20 protein-coding genes are annotated in these 26,767 nt (G+C 65.6%); 16 read left to right on the top strand and 4 right to left on the bottom strand.

Annotated elements, in window-relative coordinates; genetic code table 11:
- Positions 1-83 precede the first annotated feature (83 nt).
- Positions 84-1,751, bottom strand: coding sequence for a DUF885 domain-containing protein (locus tag I5E68_RS06910; RefSeq protein ID WP_197162368.1), 1,668 nt, complete (start codon positions 1,749-1,751; stop codon positions 84-86).
- A 223-nt stretch (positions 1,752-1,974) separates the two neighbouring features.
- Here I5E68_RS06910 and I5E68_RS06905 point away from each other — a divergent pair, with 223 nt between their 5' ends.
- The 3 genes from I5E68_RS06905 to I5E68_RS06895 all read left to right on the top strand — a co-directional run bounded on the left by I5E68_RS06905 (position 1,975) and on the right by I5E68_RS06895 (position 5,541).
- Positions 1,975-2,616 carry a peptidylprolyl isomerase gene (locus I5E68_RS06905; RefSeq protein WP_197162366.1) on the top strand — a complete coding sequence of 214 codons (642 nt, stop codon included), beginning with the start codon at positions 1,975-1,977 and terminating at the stop codon, positions 2,614-2,616.
- 209 nt (positions 2,617-2,825) lie between these two features.
- Positions 2,826-4,208: a sodium-dependent transporter gene (locus I5E68_RS06900; RefSeq protein WP_197162364.1), complete on the top strand. Its 1,383-nt coding sequence runs from the start codon at positions 2,826-2,828 to the stop codon at positions 4,206-4,208.
- 253 nt (positions 4,209-4,461) lie between these two features.
- A complete protein-coding gene (locus tag I5E68_RS06895; protein ID WP_197162362.1) occupies positions 4,462-5,541 on the top strand; it encodes a right-handed parallel beta-helix repeat-containing protein in 1,080 nt (359 codons plus the stop codon).
- A gap of 16 nt (positions 5,542-5,557) precedes the next feature.
- Here I5E68_RS06895 and I5E68_RS06890 read toward each other — a convergent pair whose 3' ends face one another.
- Complete coding sequence (locus I5E68_RS06890; RefSeq protein WP_197162360.1) at positions 5,558-5,743, bottom strand: hypothetical protein; 186 nt, start codon at positions 5,741-5,743, stop codon at positions 5,558-5,560.
- A 520-nt stretch (positions 5,744-6,263) separates the two neighbouring features.
- On the opposite strand from I5E68_RS06890, the gene I5E68_RS06885 reads away from it, so the two are divergent.
- The 10 genes from I5E68_RS06885 (at position 6,264) to I5E68_RS06840 (ending at position 22,044) form a co-directional block, all read left to right on the top strand.
- On the top strand, positions 6,264-7,946 hold the full coding sequence (locus I5E68_RS06885) for an ATP-binding cassette domain-containing protein (RefSeq protein ID WP_197162358.1): 1,683 nt from the start codon (positions 6,264-6,266) through the stop codon (positions 7,944-7,946).
- A complete protein-coding gene (locus tag I5E68_RS06880; protein WP_197162356.1) occupies positions 7,943-9,010 on the top strand; it encodes an efflux RND transporter periplasmic adaptor subunit in 1,068 nt (355 codons plus the stop codon). The genes I5E68_RS06885 and I5E68_RS06880 overlap by 4 nt, the downstream gene beginning before the upstream one ends.
- A 2-nt stretch (positions 9,011-9,012) precedes the next feature.
- A complete protein-coding gene (locus I5E68_RS06875) occupies positions 9,013-10,509 on the top strand; it encodes a TolC family protein (protein ID WP_197162354.1) in 1,497 nt (498 codons plus the stop codon).
- A gap of 177 nt (positions 10,510-10,686) precedes the next feature.
- Positions 10,687-13,833: a response regulator gene (locus I5E68_RS06870; RefSeq protein ID WP_197162352.1), complete on the top strand. Its 3,147-nt coding sequence runs from the start codon at positions 10,687-10,689 to the stop codon at positions 13,831-13,833.
- Positions 13,830-14,696 carry a CheR family methyltransferase gene (locus I5E68_RS06865; RefSeq protein ID WP_197162350.1) on the top strand — a complete coding sequence of 289 codons (867 nt, stop codon included), beginning with the start codon at positions 13,830-13,832 and terminating at the stop codon, positions 14,694-14,696. The genes I5E68_RS06870 and I5E68_RS06865 overlap by 4 nt, the downstream gene beginning before the upstream one ends.
- Positions 14,686-16,890, top strand: a complete 2,205-nt coding sequence (locus I5E68_RS20105; protein WP_228726871.1) for a response regulator — start codon at positions 14,686-14,688, stop codon at positions 16,888-16,890. Before I5E68_RS06865 ends, I5E68_RS20105 begins: the two co-directional genes overlap by 11 nt.
- A 305-nt stretch (positions 16,891-17,195) precedes the next feature.
- On the top strand, positions 17,196-17,384 hold the full coding sequence (locus I5E68_RS06855; RefSeq protein ID WP_197162348.1) for a hypothetical protein: 189 nt from the start codon (positions 17,196-17,198) through the stop codon (positions 17,382-17,384).
- Positions 17,385-17,463: 79 nt separating this feature from the next.
- On the top strand, positions 17,464-17,973 hold the full coding sequence (locus tag I5E68_RS06850) for a low molecular weight protein-tyrosine-phosphatase (RefSeq protein WP_197162346.1): 510 nt from the start codon (positions 17,464-17,466) through the stop codon (positions 17,971-17,973).
- 177 nt (positions 17,974-18,150) lie between these two features.
- A complete protein-coding gene (gene purC, locus I5E68_RS06845; RefSeq protein ID WP_197162344.1) occupies positions 18,151-18,933 on the top strand; it encodes a phosphoribosylaminoimidazolesuccinocarboxamide synthase in 783 nt (260 codons plus the stop codon).
- A 174-nt stretch (positions 18,934-19,107) separates the two neighbouring features.
- The gene (locus I5E68_RS06840) at positions 19,108-22,044 is read left to right on the top strand and encodes a M16 family metallopeptidase (RefSeq protein WP_197162342.1); all 2,937 of its coding nucleotides are present in this window, start codon (positions 19,108-19,110) and stop codon (positions 22,042-22,044) included.
- Positions 22,045-22,068: 24 nt separating this feature from the next.
- Here I5E68_RS06840 and I5E68_RS06835 read toward each other — a convergent pair whose 3' ends face one another.
- On the bottom strand, positions 22,069-22,761 hold the full coding sequence (locus I5E68_RS06835) for an HAD-IA family hydrolase (protein WP_197162339.1): 693 nt from the start codon (positions 22,759-22,761) through the stop codon (positions 22,069-22,071).
- Positions 22,762-22,820: 59 nt separating this feature from the next.
- Between I5E68_RS06835 and glmU the strand changes: the two genes are divergently transcribed.
- On the top strand, positions 22,821-24,191 hold the full coding sequence (gene glmU / locus I5E68_RS06830) for a bifunctional UDP-N-acetylglucosamine diphosphorylase/glucosamine-1-phosphate N-acetyltransferase GlmU (RefSeq protein WP_197162337.1): 1,371 nt from the start codon (positions 22,821-22,823) through the stop codon (positions 24,189-24,191).
- A 181-nt stretch (positions 24,192-24,372) separates the two neighbouring features.
- Here glmU and I5E68_RS06825 read toward each other — a convergent pair whose 3' ends face one another.
- A complete protein-coding gene (locus tag I5E68_RS06825; protein WP_228726870.1) occupies positions 24,373-25,176 on the bottom strand; it encodes a tetratricopeptide repeat protein in 804 nt (267 codons plus the stop codon).
- Positions 25,177-25,433: 257 nt separating this feature from the next.
- On the opposite strand from I5E68_RS06825, the gene I5E68_RS06820 reads away from it, so the two are divergent.
- Together I5E68_RS06820 and I5E68_RS06815 are read left to right on the top strand one after the other, a co-directional pair.
- On the top strand, positions 25,434-26,264 hold the full coding sequence (locus I5E68_RS06820) for a TIGR00266 family protein (protein ID WP_197162335.1): 831 nt from the start codon (positions 25,434-25,436) through the stop codon (positions 26,262-26,264).
- A gap of 121 nt (positions 26,265-26,385) precedes the next feature.
- Entirely contained in the window at positions 26,386-26,736 is a 351-nt protein-coding gene (locus tag I5E68_RS06815) for a hypothetical protein (RefSeq protein ID WP_197162333.1), read from the top strand.
- Positions 26,737-26,767: the final 31 nt, after the last annotated feature.

Here is a 26,767-nt window from a genome sequence, read left to right as displayed (position 1 = left end):
CAGGTCATGGAGAAAACATCGCCCAGCATCAAACCCAACGAAAGCATTCCCGAATCACCAAGACTCTATTTAACCTCGACCATTCACGGGTCGAATTCGAGCATGCCTCTCGAACCGACAACTTCCGATTCGATCACAGTCACAGGAACCTGACCCGCTTGGTCTATTTTCTCGAGAAGTTGCGCCAGCGGCAGCGCCTGGCCCGTTGACTGCGCTCGATGCATCTCGGCGGCGAGCAGGCGGTCTACGAGCAGCTTGCCCGAGATATAGCTCGTGCCGTACCCCGGTTGGCGCAGGTAAAGCAGCTGTTCGAAGGCCGTGAGCCCGTCCTTCGCCCCGGCCCAGTTCCGCGGGGTCCAGCTCGCCTGAAAGCGCCCGGCCTCCTCAAGACCTATCTCGTTGGCGTGGACGTAGAGCGATGCGAGCCCGCGCGCGGCACGGCTGGCGAGCATGATCCAGACCAGTTCGCGCGCGCGTGGATTGTCGTCGTAGAGCCCGGCGTGCATGACGAGTTCCTCGAACCCGGTGGCGAACCCTTCGGCGCGAGTGTCCCACATGTTCCACAAGAGCGGTGCACGCCGGATCGGACTTTCGTGCGGCGTGTCGCGCATGCGCGCGAGATCGAACCAGTGGTAGTCGTGCGCGTAGAGCAGCATCGGCTCGCGGTGCGTCACTTGCGCGAAGAATTCGCGATCCTGGGGGGCAACATAGTGGCCCATCCGCGGGCGCAGAGCGGCTTCCAGATAGGGCTTGTCCTCGATTACCCCGCCGTCGACGAGAAAGGCGATGAACGTGTCGAGCCGATCGCGCGCCAGCGCGGCGTAGTCCTGTGCGCTCGCGACGGGGTCGAGCGGGGGCAGCGCGCGATTGCGATGCTCCTCGAGGCGAAGGCTGGCATAGGCACGCTCGAGCTCGCGCCGCAACAAGGTCGCCTCCTCCTCCCACCCGTAGGGCGAGAGGTGCACATTATGCAGATACCAGCTGTAATTATCCTTCCCGACGCCCGAGGGACCGGTCTTGCCCGGCGCCTCGTGCCTCAGCCACGCGAGGTAATCCTGCGTCGCCTCGCGCGCGCTCGCGACCGCGCGGCGCAGCCGGGGCGACGCACCCGAAAGATCCGCACTCGCCGGACCTTCGAGCGAACTGAGCGCGAGTGTTCCCCGCTCCAGCTGGCGCAGCGCCCTGGCCTGCCCTTCGACCGCGGTAATTCCATAGACCCAAAGGTCGCGCGCATTGCTGTCCGCAAGGTTAATGCGTGCCTGCCGCAAGAGCGGTGCAACTGCCTCGAAACGGCGCGCCAGCAAGCTGTCGTCCTGCGGCGACAGGGGAAACGTGAATGCATAGAGCTCGATCCGGGGCAGAGCCGCTCGTGCCTCGCGCGAAGGCACGTCGGTCTGGTGCGGCCAGAGCGTAACGTAGAATGCCGGGTCGCGCGCGAATGGGCGCAGCACGCGCAAGTCGAAATCGAGCCCGGCCATTTCGGCCCCGACCAGCCGCGCGTCGTTGCGCTGGACCAGAGACCAGCCCTGCATATCGAGAGCAGCAAGTTCGCGCTGGAAATCAGGCAGCGCACGAGCCTTTTGCGCCATCGCCGAAGCGCTGTAGTCCGGTGCCGAATCGCTTGCCTCGGGTGCCGCGAACGCCCGCCAGCGTTCGAACAGCTCAAGCAGCGCCTCGTAGTCCCTCTGGACAGCGCTGGCAGGTCCCGAAATGGAGAGCACACCTAGCAGCGCGCACAGGCCCAGGACCATTCGAAAACTTTTGCGGCACGCGAGCAAACGGCATCTCCCTTGCGATGACGACCTGTCCTTTGCCTTGCACCCCGGGCGCGGGTTCATCGGGAAGCCCCGCCTCCGCGATCACAAATGTCACACCCACCCGGATGACGGCAAAAGTCGGAAAGCGATCCCCCTGCTTTCCGTTGCATCCATGCATCGTATACTATATTATTTATTCGCGCAACAGGAGGTAGGCTTGTCGAGTATTCATCGATTGTGGGCATGTCTCGCAGTGGTGGCCGTCACGGCCTGCGGGCCGACTGCGCGCCCGCTCGAATCGACCGACGTATTGATCGAGACCGGGGCAGGTACGATCAAGGCGCGCATTGCGCTGGCCGCGGCGCCGATCTCGAGTTGCAATTTCCTGCGCTACACGCTCGTCGGGGACTATGACGGCGGTCACTTCTTCCGGACCGTTCACGGTGTCGACGACGTGCCCATCGACGTGATCCAGCTCGAGGCCCGGCAAGGGGAGGAGTTTTCTCGCTTCGCACCGATCCCACTCGAACGCACCAGCCAGACCGGACTGCGCCACGCTGCAGGAGCACTGTCGATGGCGCGATGGGGGCCTGATACGGCCACGTCGAGCTTCTCGATCGTCGCAAGGCCCTCGCCCACGATGGACTTCGGCGGCGCCCGCAATCCCGATCGTCAGGGTTTCGCCGTGTTCGGCAAGGTCGTCTCGGGAATGGACGTCGTGCACGCCATTCACGAGGCTCCTGCCCGCAACGAACAACTTGTCGAACCGGTCGCGATCACCCGCATCGCACTCGCCGACAAGAGGGCTCGAACCGCGCAGGCCGTAGTGCACGCCTGCTCCCGCTACTGGAACGAGTGACGCCGCCAATGAGCACGTGAGAGCGCGGCATCGCGGTGCCTGAAAATTCCACACATCGCCCTGTTGACATCGTATACCATATTCGATCTAACTTGTTGCGGAATTTTTACAACGCGATGCGGACGGGTGCGCAGTGCCGCCACGGGGTGGTGGCAAGGCACTGCCCGATCCTCGTGATTTCCGCCGCACCGCCACTGGAGGGATCGATCTTGTCACAGCCCGTAGACGGCAAAGTCCATGAGCAATGGAGTTCGCGTACCACCTTTCTGCTTTCCGCAATCGGCTTCGCGGTGGGGCTCGGCAATATCTGGCGCTTTCCCTATGTTGCCGGCGAGAACGGCGGCGGCGCGTTCGTCATCATCTACCTGCTGGTCGTACTGTGCATCGGCGCGCCGCTGGTCGCGGCCGAATTGTTGATCGGGCGCCGCGCAGGATTGAGCCCCGTGGCCGGAATGCGCAAGAACGCCATCGAGGCCGGGGGCAAGCCGGCTTGGGCCGGCGTCGGGGTCGTGGCACTTGTTGCCACCTTCCTCATCCTCACCTTCTACGCGGTCATCGCCGGCTGGGCCGCCGACTACCTGTGGCGTGCGGTATCGACCGGCTTCGCCGGGCTCGATGCGGATTCCTCGAAGGTCGTGTTCGACGGGCTGATGGCCTCGCCGCTGCGTCTGGCCGGCTGGTCCCTGCTCATGCTGGGCATTGCGGTGTTCATTACCCGGCGCGGGGTCAGCCACGGCATCGAGATGGCTTCGCTGATCCTGATGCCGCTGCTCTTCGCGATCCTGATCCTGCTCGCTGTCTACGGCGCCACGCTCGATGGCTTCGCCGCAGCGACGCAGTTCCTGTTCGCACCCGACTTTAGCAAGGTGACCGCGCAGACCTTCCTTCTGGCGATCGGACAGGCGTTCTTCTCGGTCGGCGTCGCGATGGGCGGCATGATGACGTATGGCGCCTACATGCCCAAGTATATCAAGGTGCCCAGCTCCACCCTGATCATCGTCGCCGCAGACAGCATCGTCGCACTGGTGGCGGGCCTCGCCATCTTCCCGATCGTCTTCACCAGCGGCATGGCCCCGAGCGAGGGTACCGGCCTCGTGTTCCAGAGCCTGCCCATTGCCTTTGGCTCGATGGCTTTTGGCGGCGCAATCGGCATCGCTTTCTTCGTGCTGCTGGTCGCGGCTGCGCTGACCTCGATGGTCGCCAACCTCGAACCGCTGGTATCGTGGGCCGAGGAACATCGCGGCATGCCCCGCAAGATCGCTGCCCCGCTGATCGGCGCGGTAATCTTCGTGCTCAGCATCGGCTCGGTGCTCTCGTTCAACCTGCTCGCGGACTTCCACCCGCTGGCCTTCCTGCCTCTGTTCGAGAAGCTGACGATCTACGGCGCCACCGATTTCATCGCCTCGAACATCCTGCTGCCCGTAGGTGCGCTGCTCACTGCGGTCTTCGCAGGCTGGGTGATGAAGCGCGAGGCAACCCGCGGCGAACTGGAACTGACCGAAGGCCTGACCTTCCGAACCTGGCTGTTCCTCACCCGCTTCGTTGCCCCGGTTGCAATCGCCACGCTGATCGTCTTCGCCTTCGTGGCCTGATGTCGAGGCCCAGCACTCCCAACCAGCCCAACGGCCAAGATCGGCCGGGCTGATCCGAACGGGGACGAGCGCACCGTGTCGTGCGCCCGTCCCCGGCACCGGGTGCCGCAAGCGGCGCTCGTCGCGCACATGGTGAGCGGCATCTCGCCTTGGCCCGCACAATGCTCTATCAAGGCAGGCACTTAGCAACACTAGGGCTCGCCAGCCTGTCGCAGCGCGGCAGTCCGGGCCCTACACGCGGAGCCGCCTTTCCTTGCCCAGGACCCAAGACCTTGCCGGTGCCACGCTAGACGCCGTCGATCTCAAAGCCGGTACGACTTACGTCAACGGCAAGATTCGTTACTGCCGGGTCGCCAATGCCGACAACGTAACGCTCGGCCGCGGTATTACCGTGATTACCGGCGCCCACCACGGCGTGCAGGTCGTGGGATCGGACGGATTTCATGCCGAGGGCGTCAAGGTGACCTGCGAGCCGGGTGTCGTCCCGGTGGATTCGACCGTCGGCATTTATGTTCGCGGTGGCTCTGGCCATGCGGTGGTCGATACCCGCATCGAACGCGCCCGCATTGGCATTACCATGCTCGAGGTCGACGGGTTCAAGATCGTCTCGTGCGACATCTCCGGCATCGGCGAGGATGCCATCCGCGTGGTGGGTTCCAAGAACGGCACCATCGCCAAGAACCAGGTTCACGATTTCGCCGACGACGACGCCCCGGATGTCGCACCCGCAAAGGCAACGCATCGCGACGGCCTGCAGATGTTCCCGTTCAACAACGCGCGCAAGGGTGTCTTCGGGATCGAGAACATCGAGATCCTCAACAACCTGTTCTTCATCGGCAAGGGCGCCGAATTCACGCCGATCTTCAACCGCACCTACACCAACACCAAGACCGGCAAGGCCGACCCCGACCGACCCGACGCAATCAACACCAGCCTGATCGGCAACATCGCCTTCACCAAGGGCGGTCATGCCATCGTGATGTCCGGCACCGGGATCATCGCCGACAATCTCGCGGCAGGTTACAACGACCCCGCCGACAAGCGCCACACGATTGGCAAGTTCAGCCTGACGCAATGGCGCGGCAAGACGATGAACAATGCCGCCGAGCACTGGTACAGGCGCGCCCGCGACGGTTCGACCTGGGTCAAGGGATGGTTGCCCGACGGCGACGGAAACCGGCTGATAAAGCCCTACTCGCCGCGTGAGGTCACCGAGACGATCGCCACATGGCGCGCCAGATATCGTCCGGCGAAAGGGGCCGCGCTTTCTACCGGACTCGTCGCGGAGGCACTGGCCTTCCTGCAGGAGCAACAGGCCCGCTACGAGGCTTGACCTCAGGATCGAGACCCTAGTCGTCCGGCCCGAGGATCGAGATGCAGGTATTGCCCTTCCACAGTTCGACGACGCTCTCACTCGCCGCATTGCGAACCTGGAGGAAGGCATCGCTCAGGTCGGTTGCACGGAATGTTCGACGCTCGCGCCGGCCCGAACGGGCATTCGCATAGACCATCGAAAAGGTCTGCATCCTTACCATGACGGCTCTCCCTGACGCCCGCCGATTGCCTGACCGCCCGTTTGAGCGAACCTCGCGCAATGGCTGAACTTGCGCTCAACTGCTTGTGTTCAAATAGGCGCTTAAGTGTAAAAATCACACAAGCTACGCACGCGATACGCATGAGACGGCAGTCGGTTGCCTGTCACGCCGACCGTATCGACGAGCCGGACGGCAAACGGGATGGATGACGTCTGGATCGCAGCGCCCTGCCAAGAGCCATGTACTCGGCTTCGCGGAGCCACCCACGCTGCACTGCAGCATCGCTCGTGCCAATTTCGACCGGCAGGCCACCATGCTGGTGCGCTGTGCCCTCTTGCAACGCAGCGCCGATCACATAACGTGCCTGGTTGGTGACATTTCGTTGCTGCACGGCATCGCTTGTTGCTTTGCCATGCTGCGCAACTAGGTCACGCTTGCTCGACCGGCGAACAACGGAATCCTACCGTGCCCGGTTTGCGAGATATTGCAGGTTGCCCTTGCGAGTTGGAGGAATGACGACTTGGCGAACGAACGATTGGGGTTCAGGCAGGCCGCGGCCTGGCTTTCGGAAATCGTCGGTCCCGATTCTTCCTATGTAAACGTCGGGATCGTCTACACCGTGGCGATCAGCCTGCTGTCGCTGGCGACGCCGATTTCGGTCCAACTGCTGATCAACAGTGTTGCGCGTACCGCACTGGCGGCGCCACTGTGGATTCTGGCAGGTGTGCTGCTTTTGCTGCTGCTGATCGTGGCCGGGCTCTCGGCCTTGCGCATATACCTGCTGGCGATCTTCGAGCGTCGCATCTTCGCGCGCGTCGTCGCCGAAGTCACCGTGCGCGCGGTCCATGCCCAGAACCCGTTCTTCTCGGACGAGAGCCGGGGTCACCTTTTCAATCGCTACTTCGACATGGCGATCGTGCAGAAGTCGGTGCCCAGCCTCGTGATCGGGGCCTTCACCATCGTGCTGCAAGGTGCGGTCGGGCTGGCGGTGACAAGTTTCTACCACCCCTTCTTCCTCGCCTTCAACCTGATCCTGCTGCTCACCTGCATCGGCATCTGGCTGGCTTGGCGGCGCGGGGCGATCACCGGTGCGGTCGGCCTCTCCCACGCCAAGCACAACGCCGCGCACTGGCTCGAGAGCGTGGGCGCTTCGAACGGCTTCTACAAGTCGGCGCGCCACCTGCGCTTTGCGATGGATCGTTCCGAAGCGGTTACCGCCGACTACATCTCCGCGCACAAACGCTATTTTCGCTACAGCTTTGCACAGACGCTCGGCTTCTTCCTCGTCTACGCCTTCGCCGGCTCGGCACTGCTGGCGCTGGGGGGCAACCTGATCCTTGCCGGACAGCTCTCGATCGGTCAGCTGGTCGCGGCCGAGCTGATTCTCTCGGGCGTGTTCTACGGCATCTACCAGCTGGGCTGGTACCTCGACACCTTCTACGACCTCGTCGCCAGCTCGGAGGAACTCTCCTTGCTGTTCTCGATCCCGCAGGAACGCATCGACCGTTCGGGTGCAATGCCCGAGGACGGCGCTGTGCGGCTAGATCAGGTGGAAAGCGACGGCATCCACCTCGATCTCCAGCTGGCCAGCGGAGAACAGGTCATCGCCGTGACCGAACCCGGGGTCGAGAACCGCGTGGCACTGCTGCTCAAGCGCCACCTGACACCGGAAAAGGGCATCGTATCGGTGGGCGGCAGCGAGCTTGGCGCCTTCGACATGTTCCTGCTGCGCTCGGCGATCACGGTGCTCAATCGCCCGACGATCGTCGAGGTGACAATGCGCGAGTACCTCTCGCTCGGCGCGCCGCAGGGCACGCAAGGCGCTCCCGTGATGCAGGCGCTCGAGACAGTCGGCCTCGACCGGCGCGTCGCCAGTCTGCCCAATGGCCTCGACACGCTGCTCGCCAGCTCGGGCTCGCCGCTCTCGATCGGCGAGGTCATGGCGCTCAAGCTTGCCAATGCCCTGCTCAACAAGCCCAAGGTACTGATCCTCTCGCAGCTTTACGACATGATGCCGATCGAGCGGCTGCGCGCCGCGCTCGCCGTGCTGCGCGAAGCCGGGACCACGGTGTTGCTGTGCACCGGTCGACCCGAAGCGCTCGAACTCGATGGCTGGATGTGGCTGGGCGAGCGCGAGCAGGAACGCTTTTCGAATCATGACGCCCTGCGCGATTTCATCGCCGCGCGCGAGGACCGCCGATGACCCTCGATCAAGACCACCTGCTGCACTTTCCAAGCCTCACCAGCCTGCGCCCGCCGCGCGTGACAGTCGTCGTCGGCTGGCTGATCGTGCTTGGCATCGCTCTCTCGATCGCGATCCTCTTCGTGCCCTGGCTGCAGACCGCACAGGGCCCCGGACAAGTCACCTCGCTCGATCCCGACGACCGTCCGCGCCAGGTATCCTCGCTGGTCAGCGGGCGGGTCGACCGCTTCTTCGTCCATGACGGCGAATATGTAGAGGCAGGCGATCCGATCGTGCGCGTCGTCGACGTCGACCCCGATTTCCTCACCCGCCTGGCTGCCGAGAAGGCACAAGTCGAGGCGCAGATCGCGGCGGTCGAACAATCACGCGCGGTCGCCAGCATCGACGTTGGACGGACCCGCCAGCTGCTGGCCGAAGGGCTCGCCGCGCGGCGCGACTACGAGCAGACGCAAATCAAGGTCGCCGACGCGGAAGCAAAGCTCGCCGAGGCGCGCGCCAAGCTCAAGCAGATCGAAGTCCAGCTCAATCGCCAGTCCGCACAGATCGTGCCCGCACCGCGCAGCGGTCGCGTGCAGCAACTCAACGCCGCAGCGGGCGGCGCGCTGATCTCCGCGGGCACCGTGCTCGCCACGATCGCGCCCGAGGAAATCGTGCGCGCTGTCGAGATCTACGTCGATGGCCGCGACATCCCGCTCGTCGAGCCGGGCCGCGCGGTCCGCCTCGAATTCGAGGGTTTTCCCGCGATCCAGTTCAGCGGCTGGCCTTCCTTCGCGCTGGGCATCTATGACGGACGCGTACGCACGGTCGACCCCACGCCGCGCGCCGACGGGCTGTTCCGTGTGCTGGTCGAGCCCCAGCCCGGTGCCCATCCCTGGCCTGACCAGCGCTTCATCCGCCAGGGCAGCAAGGTACTGGGCTGGATTCAGGGCGACCAGGTCACGGTCGGCTACGAATTGTGGCGCCAGCTCAACGACTTTCCGCTTAACTTCGGGCAGCAGGAAGCAGCGGCGGCCTATTACCCCAAGCCCGCCGAAGGCGGCTCCTCGTCTTCCGACAAGAAGTGACCATGCGCCGTTCCGTCCTGCTGACCGCCCTGCTCGGCGCTGGCCTTCCGGCCATGCTGCTCGCCGCCGCCCCGCTTGCTGCACAGGAAAGCACGAGCGCCGCGGCCACGCCTGCCATGCCCGCCGCTGCGGCCGGCCCGGTCGACTACGGCCCGAGCGAGGGCGTCCTCACGCTCGACGAGGTGCTCGATGCCTCGGCGGCGACCGCCCCGCAGATCATCGCCGCCCTCACCCGCACCCGGCAGGCCGAAGCCCGCGCGCTCTCGGCGCAGGGGGCATTCGACACGGTGTTCTCGGCCGAGGGCACAAGCCGTGTCGAGGGCTATTACGATGGCAGCGAAGTCCATGGCGAAGCCAAGCAGCCGCTCTCCACCAATGGCGGCTACGTCTATGGCAAGTACCGTGCATCGCGCGGCAGCTTCCCGGTCTACGAGGACGAGAAATACACCAACAAGCTGGGCGAACTTAAGGTCGGCGCGCTCTATTCGCTGCTGCGCGACCGCCTGATCGACGCGCGCCGCTCCAAGACCATGCTCGCGGCCAACGACATCGACATCGCCCGTTTCGAGGCGCAGGCCACTGCGATCGGGGTCCAGGCCCGCGCCGCTGCCGCCTACCAGAAATGGGTCAGCGCCGGGCTCAAGCTGCGCGCCTACGAGGAGCTTCTCGCCCTGGCCGAAACCCGTAACCGGGCGATAACGCGGCAGGTGCAACTGGGTGCACGGCCCGAGATCCTGCTGGTCGAGAACGAGCAGAACCTCGTCAAGCGTACTGCGCTGGTGGTGCAGGCCGAACAGGATTTCCGCGCTGCTGCCAACGGCCTCTCGCTTTACTATCGCGATGCCAACGGCACCCCTCGCATCGTCGGCCCCGAGCGTCTGCCCGAGAGCATCGGCGCCTTTTCAGCGATGGCGCTCGATGCCGACTTCACCATCGAGGACCGGCCCGACATGCAGATCCTGCTCGAACAGATCGACCAGGCCACGACCGGGCTGGCGCTTGCCGAGAACGACCTGCGCCCGCGCCTCGATGCCTTCGGCGAAGCTGGCAAGGACATCGGCGCCGAAGGTCTTGGCGGGTCCAGCCGTACCCCCTTCGAGGTCAAGCTGGGCTTTCGCTTCACCGTCCCGCTTCAGAATCGCGCCGCACGCGGCAAGCTTGCCGAGGCCGAGGCCAAGATCGACGAGCTCTCGATCAAGCAGGACTACCTGCGCGACCAGATCCGCGCCGAGGTCGCCGGTCTCGGCATCGCGGTCGAGGGTGCGCGTAGACTGGTCGATACCTCCACGCGCGAGCGCGACCTCGCCCGCCGTCTCGCCGTGGCGGAGCGCCGCCGCTTCGAACTGGGCTCAAGCGATTTCTTTCTCGTCAACCAGCGCGAGGAGACCGCCACCGATGCACAGGTCAAGCTGATCGAGGCTATGGCCCGCATCGCCGGTGCGCGCACCGACCTGGCTGCCGCGCGTGCCGATCGTGGCGCGCTCGGCCTGACGAAATAACGCAAGACTGCCATTCTCCAGGCCGCGCACCCCCCCTTGCGCCCGGAAAACGAACACGGGAAAATTTTTCCGGAACCAATGGCAACTTACGACGTTCGTAGCTCCATTTAAGGGGGCGTGCGCAATGACAATCCGGCACCGCCCTGTTGCACAGGGCTTGCCCCGAGAGAGTTATTGATGGCGACCGCGCGCGCATTGGAATCGAAGCCCCTTCTCTACATCCTGCTCTTTGTCCTGCTTGGCCTGACGTTTCTGGCCGACTCGACCTTCCCACTCGGGACCGCGACCTGGGTCGCCTACCTGATCCCGACGGTCATCGCCTATCTCGCGCCGAACCGGCTCGTGCCGCTGGCAACAGCGGCGGCGGCAACCGTGCTGATCGTGCTCGGCTACGTGCTCGCCCCCGATGGCATTGCCGATGCGGTCGCCCTGCTCAACCGCACCCTCGCCTGCGTCACCAACCTGCTGCTCTCGGGCATCGGCATGGCCTTCATCTCGTTCCGCAAGGCCAATCGCGAACACCAACTGATGCGCGAGGCCGAGACCGAGCTGTCGCGCGAGATCGCGGGCAATCTCGAACTGGGCGAACTGGGTAACCGCGCGCTGGGCTTCATCGCGCGGCGCTACGGCGCAGCCGCTGCCGTCATCTACGTCAACGAAGAAGGCACGTTCCGCCGCGCCGCCAGTTACGGCGTCCCGCCCGAAGCAGGTCTGCCCGACACCATTGCCCGCGGCGATGGTCTTCTCGGCGAAGTGCTCGGCGACGGCGAGAGCCGCATCCTCACCGATGTACCCCCGGGCTATTTCACTTTCGGCTCGGCGCTTGGGCGGGCAACGCCCGACACCCTCGTCTTCTCCGCTGCTCGGGTGGATGGCGCAGTCAATGCCGTGATCGAGATGGGCTTCCTCTCGGACCCGCGCGCGCGTCCCGAGGACGCCCGCGAATTCCTCGAGGAGATCGGCGCGAACCTTGGCGTGACGCTGCGCGCGGCCAAGTATCGCGCCCGCCTCGAACGCCTGCTGTCCGAGACCCAGCAGCAGGCCGAGGAGCTGCAGAACCAGGGTGAGGAACTGCGCGCCACCAACGACGAGCTGGAGGCTCAGACCCGCCTATTGCAGAAGTCGCAGGCCCAGCTCGAGGACCAGCAGGCCGAACTGGAGCGCTCAAACGCGCAGCTCGAGGAACAGGCTACCTCGCTCGAGGCCCAGCGCGACGAGATGGCGCGCGTTCAGGCGCGCCTGCGCAAGCAGGCCGAAGAGCTCGAAGAGGCGAGCCGCTACAAGTCGGAATTCCTCGCCAACATGAGCCACGAGCTGCGCACCCCGCTCAACTCGCTGCTGATCATGGCCCGGCTGCTCGCCGACAATCGCGAGCGCAACCTCACCGAGGACCAGGTCCGCTTCGCCCAGACCATCGAGACCTCGGGCAACGACCTGCTCGTGCTGATCAACGATGTGCTCGACATTTCCAAAATCGAGGCCGGGCACCTCGAGCTCGACGCCCACGACATGCCGGTCGGCGACCTGCTCGCGAAGCTGCGCGACACGTTCGCGCCGACCGCGGCGGAAAAGGGCATCGACCTGCTCATCCAGCGCGACGAGACCACCCCGCAGGTCATCCGCACCGATCCGCTCAGGCTCGAACAGGTTCTCAAGAACTTCCTGTCGAACGCCCTCAAGTTCACCGCTTCGGGTCATGTCGCGATCGAGACCGCACCGGCGAGCGAAGACCAGATAGCCTTTACCGTACGCGATACCGGCACCGGTATTCCCGAAGACCAGCGCGAGGCGATCTTCGAGGCCTTCCGCCAGGCCGATGGCGGCATCGCGCGCAAGTATGGTGGCACCGGCCTTGGCCTGTCGATTTCGCGCGAGCTTGCCCAGCTGCTCGGAGGCGAGATCACTCTGGAGAGCGAGCCGGGCAAGGGAAGCGCTTTCACCCTCACCGTTCCCGTCCGCCTCGCCGAGCCTGCCGATACCGGGGAGCAGCGCAGCAGCGGCGCCCTCTCCCGCTCGCGCGCCGCGCCGCGCCGGGTGCGAGAGAGCGATGCAACGCGCACGAGCGACAATGGTGGCGAGAGCACCGCGCCGCGCCGGACCGCGATCAGCGACGACCGTGAAGTACTCACCGGAGACTCGCGCGTCATCCTGATCGTCGAGGATGACCCCGCCTTCGCGCGCATTCTCGCCGACATCGCGCACGAGACCGGCTTCCAGTGCCTCGTCGCCGACACGGCCGACGAAGGCGCGCTGCTCGCGCGCCAGTACCTGCCGCAGGCCGTGATTCTCGACATGCACCTGCCCGACCACACCGGGCTCTCGGTGCTCGACCGGATCAAGCGCGACACGCGCACGCGCCACATCCCGGTGCACATTGTCTCGGCCGACCACGACAACCACGCAGCCCTTGCAAGCGGTGCAGTGGGTTACCTGTTCAAGCCGGTCAGCCGCGACACGCTGGTCGACATGCTCGAAGGGCTCGAAGCACGCATGGCCCAGCGCCTTCGCCGCGTGCTGGTGGTCGAGGACGACGCCATCCAGGCCGAGGCGATCCACCAGCTGCTCGCCTCGCGCGATGTCGAGACGGTCGAGGTGCACTCTGCCGCGGAATGCCTCGAGAGCCTCGGTTCGGGCACCTTCGATTGCATGGTGCTCGACCTCAACCTGCCCGACATGAGCGGGCTCGACCTGCTCGAGCGTCTCTCGGGCGACGACACGGTCAGCTTCCCGCCGGTCATCGTCTATACCGGCTCGGACCTCTCCTCCGAGCAGGAAATGCGCCTGCGCCGCTATTCCAAGTCGATCATCGTCAAGGGCGCCAAGAGCCCCGAACGCCTGCTCGACGAGGTCACTCTGTTCCTGCACCAGGTCGTCTCCGAGCTGCCCGACGACAAGCAGCAGCTGATCGTGCGCTCGCTCGGCCGCGACGCCGCGCTGGAGGGGCGACAGGTGCTGGTGGTCGAGGACGACATCCGCAACGTCTACGCGCTCACTTCGGTGCTCGAACCGCACGGGGTCAACGTGCGTATCGCACGCAACGGTCTCGAGGCGCTCGATGAGCTGGCCCGTGCCGCCGACAGCGACGGACGCGCGATCGATCTCGTCCTGATGGACGTGATGATGCCCGAGATGGACGGGCTCACCTGCATGCGCGAGATCCGCAAGCAGGACGGTCTGGCCAACCTGCCGATCATCGCGCTGACCGCAAAGGCGATGGAACGCGATCACCGTGACTGCCTCGAGGCGGGCGCGAACGATTATCTGCCCAAGCCGCTCGACATCGACAAGCTGCTCAGCCTCGTCAGGGTCTGGATGCCGCGATGATGCTGCATCGCTCCGACGAGACACTCGAAGAGATCGAGCTGGACCTGCTGATCGAGGCGATCTGGCGGCGCTACCAGTACGATTTCCGCGATTACTCGCGCGCCTCGCTCCTACGCCGCCTCGAGCGCGCCAAGGCGCATTTCGGATCGTCCAGCCTTTCGGGGCTGCTCGAGCACATCTTGCATGACACCTCGTGCCTGCCCGAGCTGATCGGCTTTCTCACGATCCAGGTTAGCGAGATGTTCCGCGACCCGGAGTACTTCCGCTCGATCCGCGAGAACGTGATCCCGCACTTGCGCACCTGGCCCTCGATCAAGGTATGGGTGGCGGGCTGCGCCAACGGCGAGGAGTTCTACTCGCTCGCGATCCTGTTCCGCGAGGAAGGGCTCGAGGAGCGCACGATGTTCTACTGCACGGACATCAACCGCGCCGCACTCGCCCGCGCCGAGGCGGGGATATTCGAGATCGAGCGGATCGCAGGCTTCTCGCGCAACTACCGCGAGGCAGGCGGCAAGGCATCGCTCTCGGATTACTACACTGCCAGCTACGGCGTCGCGCGCTTCGATCCGAGCCTGCGCCGCCGCGTGGTCTTTGCCGATCACAACCTGGCCAGCGACGCGGTCTTCTCCGAGGTTCAGCTTGTCTCGAGCCGCAACGTGCTGATCTACTTCGACCGCGCCCTGCAGGACCGGGCCTTCGGCCTGTTCGCCCGCTCGCTGCCGCCCGGCGGCTTCCTCGGCCTGGGGTCGCGCGAAACCGTCCACTTCTCGAGCCAGGCCGACCAGTTCTCCGAGTTCTCCCCCGATGCAAAAATCTGGCGCCGCAATTCCCTCAATGTCCAGGAGGCCACCCTTGCCGAATGAGCCGCTCAGAATCCTCGCCGTCGACGACGTGATGGAAAACCTGGTCGCGCTCGAGGCAGCGCTGGACCAGCCCGGCGTCGAATTGGTCACGGCCCAGTCCGGCTTTGAAGCGCTCGAACTGATGCTGCGCGACGATTTCGCTCTCGCCCTGCTCGATGTGCAGATGCCCGAGATGGACGGCTTCGAACTGGCCGAGCTGATGCGCGGAACGGAGCGCACCCGCGGCGTGCCGATCATCTTCCTCACCGCCATCGCCAAGGACGAGCAGCGCCGCTTCCGCGGCTTCGAGACGGGCGCGGTCGACTACCTGCACAAGCCGCTCGACATCACCATCCTCAATTCGAAGATCGCGGTCTTCATCGAACTCGCCCGCCAGCGTCGCGAGATCGCGAACCAGCGCGACGCCCTCGGCATGGCGCTGGGCCGACTGCGCGCCTATGGCGACAATTCGCCGCTCGCCACGATCGAGGTCGATGCCGACTTGCGCATCGTAAGCTGGTACAAGGGCGCCGAGCGTACGATCGGCTTCTCGATGGACGACATGATCGGACGCAAGCTCACCGACGTGCCGTTCCTCGCCAGTGAGGATCGCGATCCCTTCATCGCCACGATCCACGAACTGCTGGGCAGCGAGGAAGGGCGTCTCGTCACGGACCACCGCTTCCGCCGCGCCGACGGAATGCTGCGCGAGGGCGAATGGTACTGCACCGCGCTGCCCGGCTACGGTCGGGAGAGTGCGGGGACCATGCTCTCGATGATCGACGTCACCGAGCGGCGCCGCGCCGAGCAGACCCAGCGCCTCCTGATCGGCGAACTCAATCACCGGGTGAAGAACACGCTGGCCACGGTCCAGGCGATCGCCTCGCAGGGACTGCGCCATGCACGCTCGCCCAAGGATTTCCAGGAAGCCTTTACCGGTCGCCTCCAAGCGCTCTCTCGCGCGCATTCGTTGCTCAGCGCGACGACATGGGAAAGCGCCAGCCTGCGCCGTCTCGTTGCCGAACAGGTCGCGATAGGTGCAATCAGCGAAGACCGGCTGGTGCTCGACGGCAGCGATGTCAACCTGCCACCCGAACTGGCCTTGCGCTTCTCGCTGATCCTTCACGAACTGGCCACCAACGCGCACAAGTACGGCGCCCTGTCGAACGAGATCGGGACCGTGCGACTGAGCTGGCACCGGCGCGCGGACTGGCTCGTGCTGACCTGGACCGAACGCGGCGGCCCGCCCGTCCATGCCCCAGAACAGCGCGGCTTCGGCTCGACCCTGATCCGCGAAAGCATGGCTGCCGACGGCGCCCACATCACCGCCGACTTCGCTCTGGAAGGGGTGAGCTGGCAGCTCGAAGTGCCGCTGGTTTGCACCGGCGCCGAGAACGACGAAACGGGCGCCGCGCCACTGGGGTCCCCGGCGGCGGGCGACGCTGGCGGGATGCCGGACATGTCCGGCCTTGCCAGGGTCTCTCCTCCCGGGGAGCCGATGCAAGCCCCCGGTTTCTCTGGCGAGCCTCTCGCCGCTGCGCTGGTCGAAGCCGATAACGACCGCTTGGCCCACAGCCAGAACGCGCCCGCACTGGCCGTGGGCGCTGCAATCCCGGTCGCCCCTGCACTACAAACCTCCAGGCAAACCTCTGGCAGCGCAGGAGAGCCGCCGCACGACGCCCCGGATAGCGCGCACCCTCTCCCGGTCGTGCCTGTCGCCAGCGATGCTCCCGCGACCGGCCCCGCGACGGCGCAGGGAGACGACACGGCTCGCGAAAGCACTCGCGACACCGCGCCTGCCCGGCCCGACGCCGCGACCACCGGCTTCAAGGTGCTCATCGTCGAGGACGAACCGCTGGTGGCCATGGAACTGGCTATGGAGATCGAGGATGCCGGTGGGCTTCCCCTTGGCCCTGCGACTTCATGCGAACAGGCCCTGTCGATGATTGCCCGCGAAAACCCCGATGTGGCGCTGCTCGACGGTAACCTCAACGGCGAGCGGATCACGCCCGTGGCCGACGAACTGGCCGCCCGCGCGACGCCCTTTGCCTTCGTCAGTGGCTATGACCGCGAGCATCTGCCCGAGAACCATGCCCAGCGCCCGATGATCGCCAAGCCCTTCATGGGCAGCGAAGTCTCGGCGATGATCACGCGCCTTTCGCAGGAAGCGCACAGCGGTGCAACGCGCGTACAACCCGTTTCGGGCGAGAACTGAGAGACCGGCTGACAGACTGTCGCGTACCAGCAGGCCCTGTTCGAACGCCAACCGCACGCAGCCTGTCCTCTTCCGTCGTTTCCGCAGTGTAGCCGGTAACAAAAGCGTTACGCGGCCTGCGCCAGAAAGGACGTAACGGCGCGGCATTCGTCTCGAAGGATCGAGCACAAAGGACTCGCCGGACCAGGCCCGAGGGTACGCTGCGCCGGAAGGCAAGCACTCGCGAAATATCGTGGATGACCTGCAAGGGCGAACCGGTCCGGCGCAGGCAAGCCCCCCATCTCGTCAAGGCGGAAAGACAGGCCATGTTGCACCAGAACCCAGACTTGCAGCGCTCCTCGCACCCGCTCGGGAAGACGCTTTCCCCCGCTCCCGACGGCGCCAGCCGCGCGCCACTCGATCCCAACAAGCGTCTGCGCATCCACGGGCCGATCCAACCGCTCGACGAACCCTCGCTGGTCAGCCGTTTCATGGATTTCCTGCGCGCTGGATGACGCAAGAGCCGCGCGTGCAGATCGGGTGGGCCTGCAACGGCGCGGGTGACGTCGGCGCGAGCGGACGCTAACAGGGAGCATGTCCGAGCCGAAGCCCTCTCTCCAGTCACGGTTGCCCGATGCGCCAATGCGCTCCGTCCTGTTCGTCTGCCTTGGAAACATCTGTCGCTCGCCCCTTGCCGAGGCGGCGCTTCGTCACGCAGCCGAAGCGGCGGGCGTCCATCTCACCGTCGACTCGGCCGGCACCGGTTCGTGGCATATCGGCGAGGCGCCCGATCCGCGCGCGCGCGCCGAGGCGCAGCGCCACGGCATAGACATCTCCCAGTATCGCGCCCGGCAGGTCTCGGCGGCGGACTTTACCCGCTTCGATCATGTCCTTGCACTCGATACGCAGAACCTGGAGGACCTCGAAGCGATCCGCCCCGTGCAGGCCAACGCGAGCCTTGATCTGCTGCTGGACCACGTGCCGGGAATGCAAGGTCGGTCGGTCGCCGATCCCTACTTCGGTGGAGCGGAAGGCTTCGCACAGACCTGGCACGAGGTCTCGCTTGCCGCCAGTCACCTCGTCGAGGAATTCACCGCTTCCTGAGCCTTTGCGCCCCGAGACCCGCCAGTTTTTGCGGCCTTTGCCGGGACAGTTTGATTTTGGCCCCGCATCCACTATATGCTCGCCTCGAATGCCCCGGCCCGCGCAGTCGTGCAAGCGACGGCAAGGCGTCGGGGTTTGCTATTTCGAACACGCTTACCAGTGCAAGGATCACACACGATGTCCCGTCGCCGCCAGATCTACGAAGGCAAGGCCAAGATCCTCTACGAGGGTCCGGAGCCGGGCACCCTGATCCAGTACTTCAAGGATGACGCCACCGCGTTCAATGCCCAGAAGAAGGGCACGATCCAGGGCAAGGGCGTGATCAACAACCGCATCAGCGAGTACGTGTTCACGCGCCTCAACCACATCGGCGTCCCCAACCACTTCATCCGCCGCCTCAACATGCGCGAACAGCTCGTTCGCCAGGTCGAGATCATCCCGATCGAGGTCGTGGTGCGCAACGTGGCCGCCGGCTCCATCTCCAAGCGCCTCGGCATCCCCGAGGGCGAGATGCTGCCGCACACCCTGATCGAGTACTGCTACAAGGACGACGCACTGGGCGATCCGCTCGTCGCCGAAGAGCACATCGCGTGCTTCGGCTGGGCCTCGAACGAGGAGATGCAGGACATCGCCGCCATGGCGATCCGCGTGAACGACTTCATGGCGGGCATGTTCGCCGCGATCAACATCCGCCTCGTCGACTTCAAGCTCGAGTTCGGCCGCATCTGGGACGGCGACTACAGCCGCGTGATCCTCGCCGACGAGATCAGCCCCGACGGCTGCCGCCTGTGGGACATGGTCTCGGGCGAGAAGCTCGACAAGGACCGCTTCCGCCGTGACCTCGGCGGCGAGGAAGAGGCCTACCAGGAAGTCGCCCGCCGCCTCGGCCTGCTGCAGGACGACAACGGCCCGAGCGAGGTCTTCGACCTCTCGCAGCACCGCAAGCTGCGCGGCAAGTAAGCCCCGGCACGCAAGGCTGACGAAACGAAGGGCGTCCTCCCGGCGGGAGGGCGCCCTTCGTGCATCCGGATACGCGCCTTGCTGCCTGCAAGTCCCGGAACGACCGGAGAACTTTCGTACCACGCACCCGACGCCCTCTTGGCAAGCCTGCCCTGCTCGGGCACTCATCTGGTGATGAGAGGATTGCTGCTCGCCCTGTTTGCCGCGCTGGCCCCGATTTCGCTGGCCGCGCACGAAACACCCCCTGCCCCTGCCCCTGCCCCTGCCCCTGCCCCTGCCCCTGCCGCCCCCGCTGCTGTCGCTCTCGCGCCCGCCAACGAAGACAAGTCCACCGGCGCTGCATCAGCGCGTGCCAGCGGCTGGGCCTTCGAGACGAGCGACATCCCGGTCGATCCCGACTACCGGTTCTCGACGCTGGCGAACGGCGTGCGCGTCATCGTGCGCCACAATGCCCTGCCCGCCGGCACCGCCATCGTGCGCATGGTCGTCGCGACCGGCTCGCTCGATGAGACCGAAGCCGAACAGGGCTACGCGCACTTCATCGAGCACATGGCCTTCAACGGCTCGCGCCGTGTGCCGGAGGGGCAGATGGTCCCGCTGCTGGAGCGCGCCGGGCTGGCCTTCGGGGCTGACACCAATGCCTCGACCGGGTTCGAGCGCACGGTCTACAAGCTCGACCTGCCGACCAACGATCCCAAGTTGCTCGACACCGCCCTGATGCTGATGCGCGAGACCGCGAGCGAGCTGACCATCGCCCCCGAGGCGGTGACGCGGGAACGCGGGGTGATCCTTTCAGAGATGCGCGACCGCAACAGCTTCGACTACCGCAATACTGTAGCCTCCACGCAGTTCCTCTATCCCGAGGCCCGTTTCGCGCACCGCTTTCCGATCGGGTTGACCGAGACGCTGGACAAGGCGGACGCCGCCTCTTTGCGCGCCTTCTATGCGCGCGAATACGTGCCCGCGCACGTGACGCTGATCGTCGTGGGCGACTACGACGCTGCCGCAATCGAGGCGGCGATAACCCGCCATTTCAACGACTGGCAGGCATCGCCACAACAGCCCGAACCGCAGCCCGGTGCGGGGCCGATCGCGCGCAAGGACAAGGGACGTACCGCAATCTACCTCGACCCGGCGCTGTCCGAGCGGATCACCGCGGTGCGTAGCGGCAAGTATCTGGACGAACCCGACAGCGTTGCCACCCGACAGGAGAAGCTGCTGCGCACGATCGGCTACGCCATCGTCAACCGTCGCCTGCAGAGCCTCTCGCGCAGCGCCAGTCCGCCGTTTCGCGGCGCAGGCTTCGGCACGGGCGACGTCTTCGAGGCCGGGCGCGCGACCCGGCTGATCGTCGATTCGATCGATCGCAAGTGGCGCGAGGGTCTGGCCGCAGCATTGGGCGAATACCGCAAGGCTCTGAAACGCGGCTTTACCGAGGCCGAAGTCGCCGAACAGGTCGCGGCAATTCGCGCGCAGCTGGTCGATGCAGCCGGCGCTGCCGACACGCGCAGCAATGCGGGTCTCGTCGCAGGGGCACTCGCGCTCGTCACCGAGCGACAGGTCCCCTCGACCCCGGACACGGTCCTCGCCCGGTTCAAGGCCTTCGCGCCCTACATCACGCCCGAAGCAGTCCTCAAGGCGATGAGCGAGGAAGCGGTGCCGCTCAAGGACCCATTGCTGCGTTTCGAGGGGCGCTATGCCCCTCAAGGCGGCAAGGACGCACTGCGCAAGGCCTGGCGCGATGCCATGCGCGCGCCGCTCCCCGAAGCCGATACGCGCACTACCGAGGCCTTCGCCTATACCGATTTCGGGCGGGCAGGCAGCGTGGTCTCCGACCACGTCGAACGACAGCTCGGCATCCGGGAGGTTCGCTTCGCCAACAACGTCATGCTCAACCTGCGCCGCACTTCTCTGGAAAAGGACAAGGTCCGCGTACAGGTCTCGATCGACGGCGGCGACATGCTCGACACCGCCGAAAATCCGGCGGCGACCGAGATGGCCAGCTACTTGCCGCTCGGTGGGCTCGGCAAGCACAGCCGCGATGCACTCGACACGATCCTTGCCGGACGCACGCTCGGCTTCGCCTTCGAGAGCGATCCGGCGAGCTTCAAGAGCAGCGCGCAGACCACCCCGCGCGACCTCGAACTCCAGCTCGAACTGCTTGCAGCGCTCGCCACCGATCCCGGCTACCGGCTCGAGGGCGAAGTGCAGTATAGGCAGGCGGTGAACAACTCCTTCGCCAAGCTCCACGCGACGCCGGGCGCAGCGCTTCAGGCCGATCTCGGGCGCATCCTCTCGGACGGCGATCCGCGCTTCAGCCTCCAGCCGGTCCAGACCTACCGCGAACTGACCTTCGCGAAGCTGCGCGAGGACATCGCCGATCGCCTTGCTCACGGCGCAATCGAAATCGCGGTCGTCGGCGACATCGACGAGGATCAGGTGATCGCCGAGGTCGCGCGCACCTTCGGCGCGCTGCCCGAACGCGAGGCCGCCTTCCGCGACCATTCCGGACAACCTGCCCGCACCTTTACGCAGGACCGTTCGCCGCGCGTTCTGCGCCACGACGGCCCCGCCGACCAGGCCCTCCTGCGCATGACCTGGCCGACCCGCGACGACAGCGATCCCACCGAAGCACTCGCGCTCGAACTGCTCGAACGGGTCATGCGCGTCGAACTCACCGACGAACTGCGCGAGGCGCTGGGCAAGGCCTATTCGCCCTCGGCCGCCAGTTCGCTCTCGCGCCACTGGAAGGACTACGGGCTGTTCTCGGTAACCGCCTCGCTTGACGTCGCCGACGTGCCAGCGGCGCGCCGTGCGATCCGTTCGGTGGTGGAGAGCCTGCGCGCGGCACCTGTCGATGCCGACACCCTCGCCCGCGCGCGCCAGCCAATCCTCGAGGCCTTGCAGAACGGGCTCAAGACCAACAGCGGCTGGATGTCACTGGTCGATCGCGCGCAGAGCGAACCAGGTCGCATTGCGCGCTACCTCGCGGCGGCGGGCAGGCTGGAAAAGCTCACCGCGCTCGACGTGCGCGCCGAGGCGCTGCGCTATCTCGATCCCGATGCAGCGCTCGAGGTCACCGTGCTGCCACGCGAGGCACAGGTGCCCTGAGACAAGGGCCGCAGATGGCGGAAATCAGGCCCCGATCCGCTCCAGCGTGGGCACGAGTTCGTCGAAATGCTCGATCACCGCGGTCCCGCCCAGCTCGTGCGGCGCACCGTCGTTGAAGCCGAAGCCGACCACCACGCAGGGCAGCCCCGCCGCCTGCGCCGCGCGGGTGTCGTACGTGGTGTCGCCGATATAGGCAGCGCTTGCCTGCTCGCCCTGCGCCACCCCGGCGCGCTCGAGCATGAGCTGGATGAGATCGGGGGCAGGCTTGGCGCGCCCCGGCCCGAGCGTATCTCCCCCGATCACGGTGAAGAAGCGCTGCGAAAGGCCGAGCGCGTCGAGGATCGTCACTGCGAAACGCTCAAGCTTGTTGGTCACCACCGCGAGACGCACACCGCGTGCGGCGAGATCGTCGAGCATCGCCTCTCCCCCGGGGAACAAGCAGGTCTCGACCGCGATGTTATCCTCATAATATCCAAGGAGAGATTGATGCAGTTCCTCGAAGCGCACCGGATCGACCGGACCGCCGGTGACCTCCAGCGCGCGCCCCAGCATCTTCTTCGCACCGCCCCCGACAAGCTCGCGCACACCATTAGCGGGGATCGCAGTGCGACCTTCGAGCGCCAAGGCGTGATTGACCGCCGCGCCAAGGTCACCCTCGGTGTTGAGAAGCGTTCCGTCGAGGTCGAAACCGACGATATCAAAAGGAAATCCACGCATTCCCCAGCCTGTGCAGGCTCGGTGTGGAAACTGCAACAATTTGCTGGCAAGTGACACTTATGAACTCTGACAATTCGTCGCTCGCCGCGCCCGCCATCGTCGTCCTCGCCGCCGGCAAGGGAACGCGCATGAAGAGCGACCTGCACAAGGTCCTCCACCCCGTCGCCGGACGCCCAATGCTCGAGCACCTGCTCGCCAATGCCGCGCAGCTTGCGCCCGAACGCACGGTACTGGTCGCAGGCCACGGACGCGAACAGCTCGAGGCCGCGCTGGGCGAGCGCGCCACGATCGCGGTGCAGGAACCGCAGCTGGGCACCGGCCATGCCGTGCAGCAGGCGCAAGAGGCGCTCGCCGGGTTCGAGGGCGACGTGCTCATCCTCTACGGCGACGTACCCTTCGTGCGCGCAGAGACGATGCAGGCGATGATCGCGCGTCTGCACGAAGACGATGCCCCCGCCGTCGTGGTGCTCGGCTTCGAACCGGAGGACCCGCTGCGCTATGGCCGCGTGCTCGCGCATGAGGACGGGCGCATCGCGATGATGGTCGAATACAAGGATGCGACCGAAGAGCAGCGCGCCTGTCGCCTGTGCAATTCGGGCCTCATGGCCGTGCGTGCGGCCGACCTGTTCGACCTGCTGTCGAAGATCGGCAACGACAATGCCCAGGGCGAATACTACCTCGTCGACATCGTCAATGTCGCCAATCTCGAAGGGCGTACTTGCGCGGTTATCGTCACCGACGATCCCGACGAGGTCGGGGGTATCAACAGCCGCGCCGAGCTCGCCGCCGCGGAAGGTCGCTGGCAGCAGCGCCGCCGCGAACAGGCAATGGCCGACGGCGCGACGCTGATCGCGCCCGAGACCGTGTTCTTCGCCTGGGACACGCAGATCGGTCGCGACGTCACGATCGAGCCCAACGTGGTCTTCGGGCCCGGCGTCAGCGTCGCCGATCACGTCACCATCCACGCATTCTCGCACCTCGAGGGCGCGACGCTAGAGAGCGGCGTTGCCATTGGCCCTTATGCGCGCCTGCGTCCCGGCGCGGTGCTTCGCCGCAATTCCAAGGTCGGCAACTTCGTTGAAATCAAGAAAGCCGTGCTCGGCGAAGGAGCCAAGGCCAACCATCTCAGCTACCTCGGCGACGCGACCATTGGTGCGGGCGCCAACATCGGTGCGGGCACGATCACCTGCAATTACGACGGCTACTTCAAGTACAAGACCGAGATCGGCGAGCGCGCCTTCATCGGTTCGAACTCGGCGCTGATCGCACCGGTCAAGATCGGTGCCGACGCCATCGTCGCTGCAGGCAGCGCGGTCACCCGCAACGTTGCCGATGGCGAACTGCGCCTCGTGCGCGGCGAGCAGCTGGTCAAGCCCGGCTGGGCCGACCGCTTCCACGACGCGATGAAGAAGAAAAAATCAGAAGGCTGACAAGGCGATGCGCGCCGGAGGTTTCAAGCGCCCCCGGTAGCCCCGCCATTCCTTGCCGGACCACAAGGTATTCCAGCACCTTGCGGTCCTCCCTGTCCGCTCAGAAACAGGGAAGGACGGAAAAAGGCACTCCAGCGCGCCTTCATCCGTCCTTGCACCCGCCCCACCCTTACGGCGTGGATCAGGACCCGATGGCTCTTAGTTTGGCGATCTGGGCCATTTGAACTTTGGCGGCCTTGCTGTCGGGTTCGAAGGCAAGCGAGCGTTCGAGCAGTTCCTCGCCCGCCGCGTAGTCGCCCATATGGGCCTTGGCATAGCCCATCCCGCGCAGCGCACGTGCGGCAAGGTCGGCATCGGGACTGCCCGGCGTATGGTCCGCGACGGTCCAGGCCTTCTCGAACAGGGCGTAGGCGCTCTTCCAATCGCGACGGGACTTGAAGAGCTCGGCGTATTCGTTGGCGAAATGCGCATTTTGCGGTGCCATTTCGGTTGCTGCACGCAGGTCAACCTCGGCGAGATCGCCCCGACCCAGGTCGATGAGCGCATAACCGCGCCCGAAATGCGCCTCGCACAGGGCACCATCGACACCGGCAAGGCCCGGTTCGCCGGAAAGCACCTCGTCATCTGCGAGGCAGCGGCGCGGGCGGCTGTCACCGGCGAGCGAAGCGTCTGCAGCGCGGATCACCTTGTTGAAGGACTTGAGCGCGGCTTCCTGCCGCCCCCGGCGCAGTTGGTCGAAGCCCTTGGAGAGGTCCGCCTGCATCTGCTCACGCATCGCCGCGCGCGAGGCCGTCACGGTCACTATAGCGGTGCTTGGCACGAAGCTTCCAGCAGCGACCTGCGTCGCCCGGCCCTGATCGACCAGCGCCTCACCATGCGCCATCGCCCCGCTCGTGGGTACGATGAGCGCGGCACCGGCAAGCATTGCCGCGAGTGCCATGCCGCGTGAACGGATTACACCTGTCGATAGAAAAGCAGTTGCCATTCCCGATCCTCTCCATCCGATGCGCCCCGTCCCGGTCGTTGCCGGAGTCCTGCTTTGCGCGGACTTGTGAACTTAAGGCAGCTATCGTCTAAGTGCCTAGAATATCCGACAGACGCGGTTTGACAAGCCACGTGGCAACAACCAGAATCCCATGACGTGACACTTGCAAGACAGCCCTTTGACTTCACAGGGTTTTAAATTGTCGCAAGCCGCAATTGTTGCATCGCAAAATACTGCCCCAATCGGGAGAATCCGTAGTGCCGAACAGCCCCTGGAGCCACAGCCGCAGCGCCGCGATTGCCGACGACGTCGATTTCGAGATCAAGGGCCAGGAACTGCAGTTCGTCGAGATCGAGCTCGATCCTGGCGAAAGTGCGGTGGCCGAGGCAGGCGCCATGGTCTGGAAGGATGCGCCCATCGCGATGTCGACCGTGTTCGGCGACGGCTCGGGTGGCCAGGGCGGCGGGTTCATGGACAAGCGGCTGGGCGCGGGCAAGCGACTCGTTACCGGCGAGAGCCTGTTCACCACCGTGTTCACGCACGAGGGTCGCGGCAAGGCGCGGGTCGCCTTCGCCGCGCCGGTGCCGGGCGCGATCCTGCCGATCAAGCTCGATGACGTGGGCGGCCGCCTGATCTGCCAGAAGGACGCCTTCCTGTGCGCCGCTCGCGGTGTCTCCATCGGGGTCCACTTCCAGCAGAAGATCATGACCGGCCTGTTCGGCGGCGAAGGCTTCATCATGCAGCGCCTCGACGGCGACGGCTGGGTCTTCGTGCAGATGGGTGGCACCGTGGTCGAGCGCGAATTGGCGCCGGGCGAGGAACTGCACGTCGACACCGGCTGCGTCGCCGCCTTCACCGAAAGCGTCGACTTCGATCTCGTGCGCGCGGGATCGGTCAAGTCGATGTTCTTCGGCGGCGAAGGCATCTTCTTCGCGCGGCTGCGCGGGCCGGGCAAGGTCTGGATACAGTCGCTGCCCTTCTCGCGCCTCGCCGGACGCATGCTCGCCGCGGCGGGTTCGCGGGGCGGACAAAACCGGGGCGAAGGCTCGATCCTGGGCAGCCTGGGCGACCTCATCGACGGCGACTGAACCGGGCCCGTAAAGCCGGTGTCCATTACAATCCGTTCAGCCCTTCGAAGCTTCAACGAATGCTTAACTTCTCGCGCGCATCCCCCCGGTCATGTCGTGGAATCAGGGATTTGGTCGCATTGTGCGAATTGGGGCATGGGTCGGCTTCGCCGCATGCTTCGTCTTCGGCACCGCACTGTCCTGGCTCTATGGCCAGCCCTGCCCGGGTCAGCTCCCGGCAGAGGGCGTCGACACCAGACTGATGGTTTGCGCCACCAACGACGTCGCCCTGATCGGCAACATCAATACGCTCTCGGGCCTCTTGCTCCTTGCGATCGCGCTCTTCGCTACCGGAGCCTCGCGTGCCGAGCGGCGGCGCGAAGCTGCCCGTCGCCTGCGCCAGCTGCAGGCGCAAGAGCGCCATCCGGGCCCGGTCAGGGTCTCGCTCGCACGCCGCACGATCGAGGAAGAGCCCGTCGCACCGCAGGCCTGAAATCTTTTGCTGGAAGCCGGGCCCGCTGATC

The sequence above is a fragment of the Novosphingobium aureum genome (assembly GCF_015865035.1).
GTDB classification, from domain to species: Bacteria; Pseudomonadota; Alphaproteobacteria; order Sphingomonadales; family Sphingomonadaceae; genus Novosphingobium; species Novosphingobium aureum.
The sequence above is the reverse complement of the archived record's forward strand: the minus strand, read 5'-3'. Positions and strand labels throughout refer to the sequence as shown.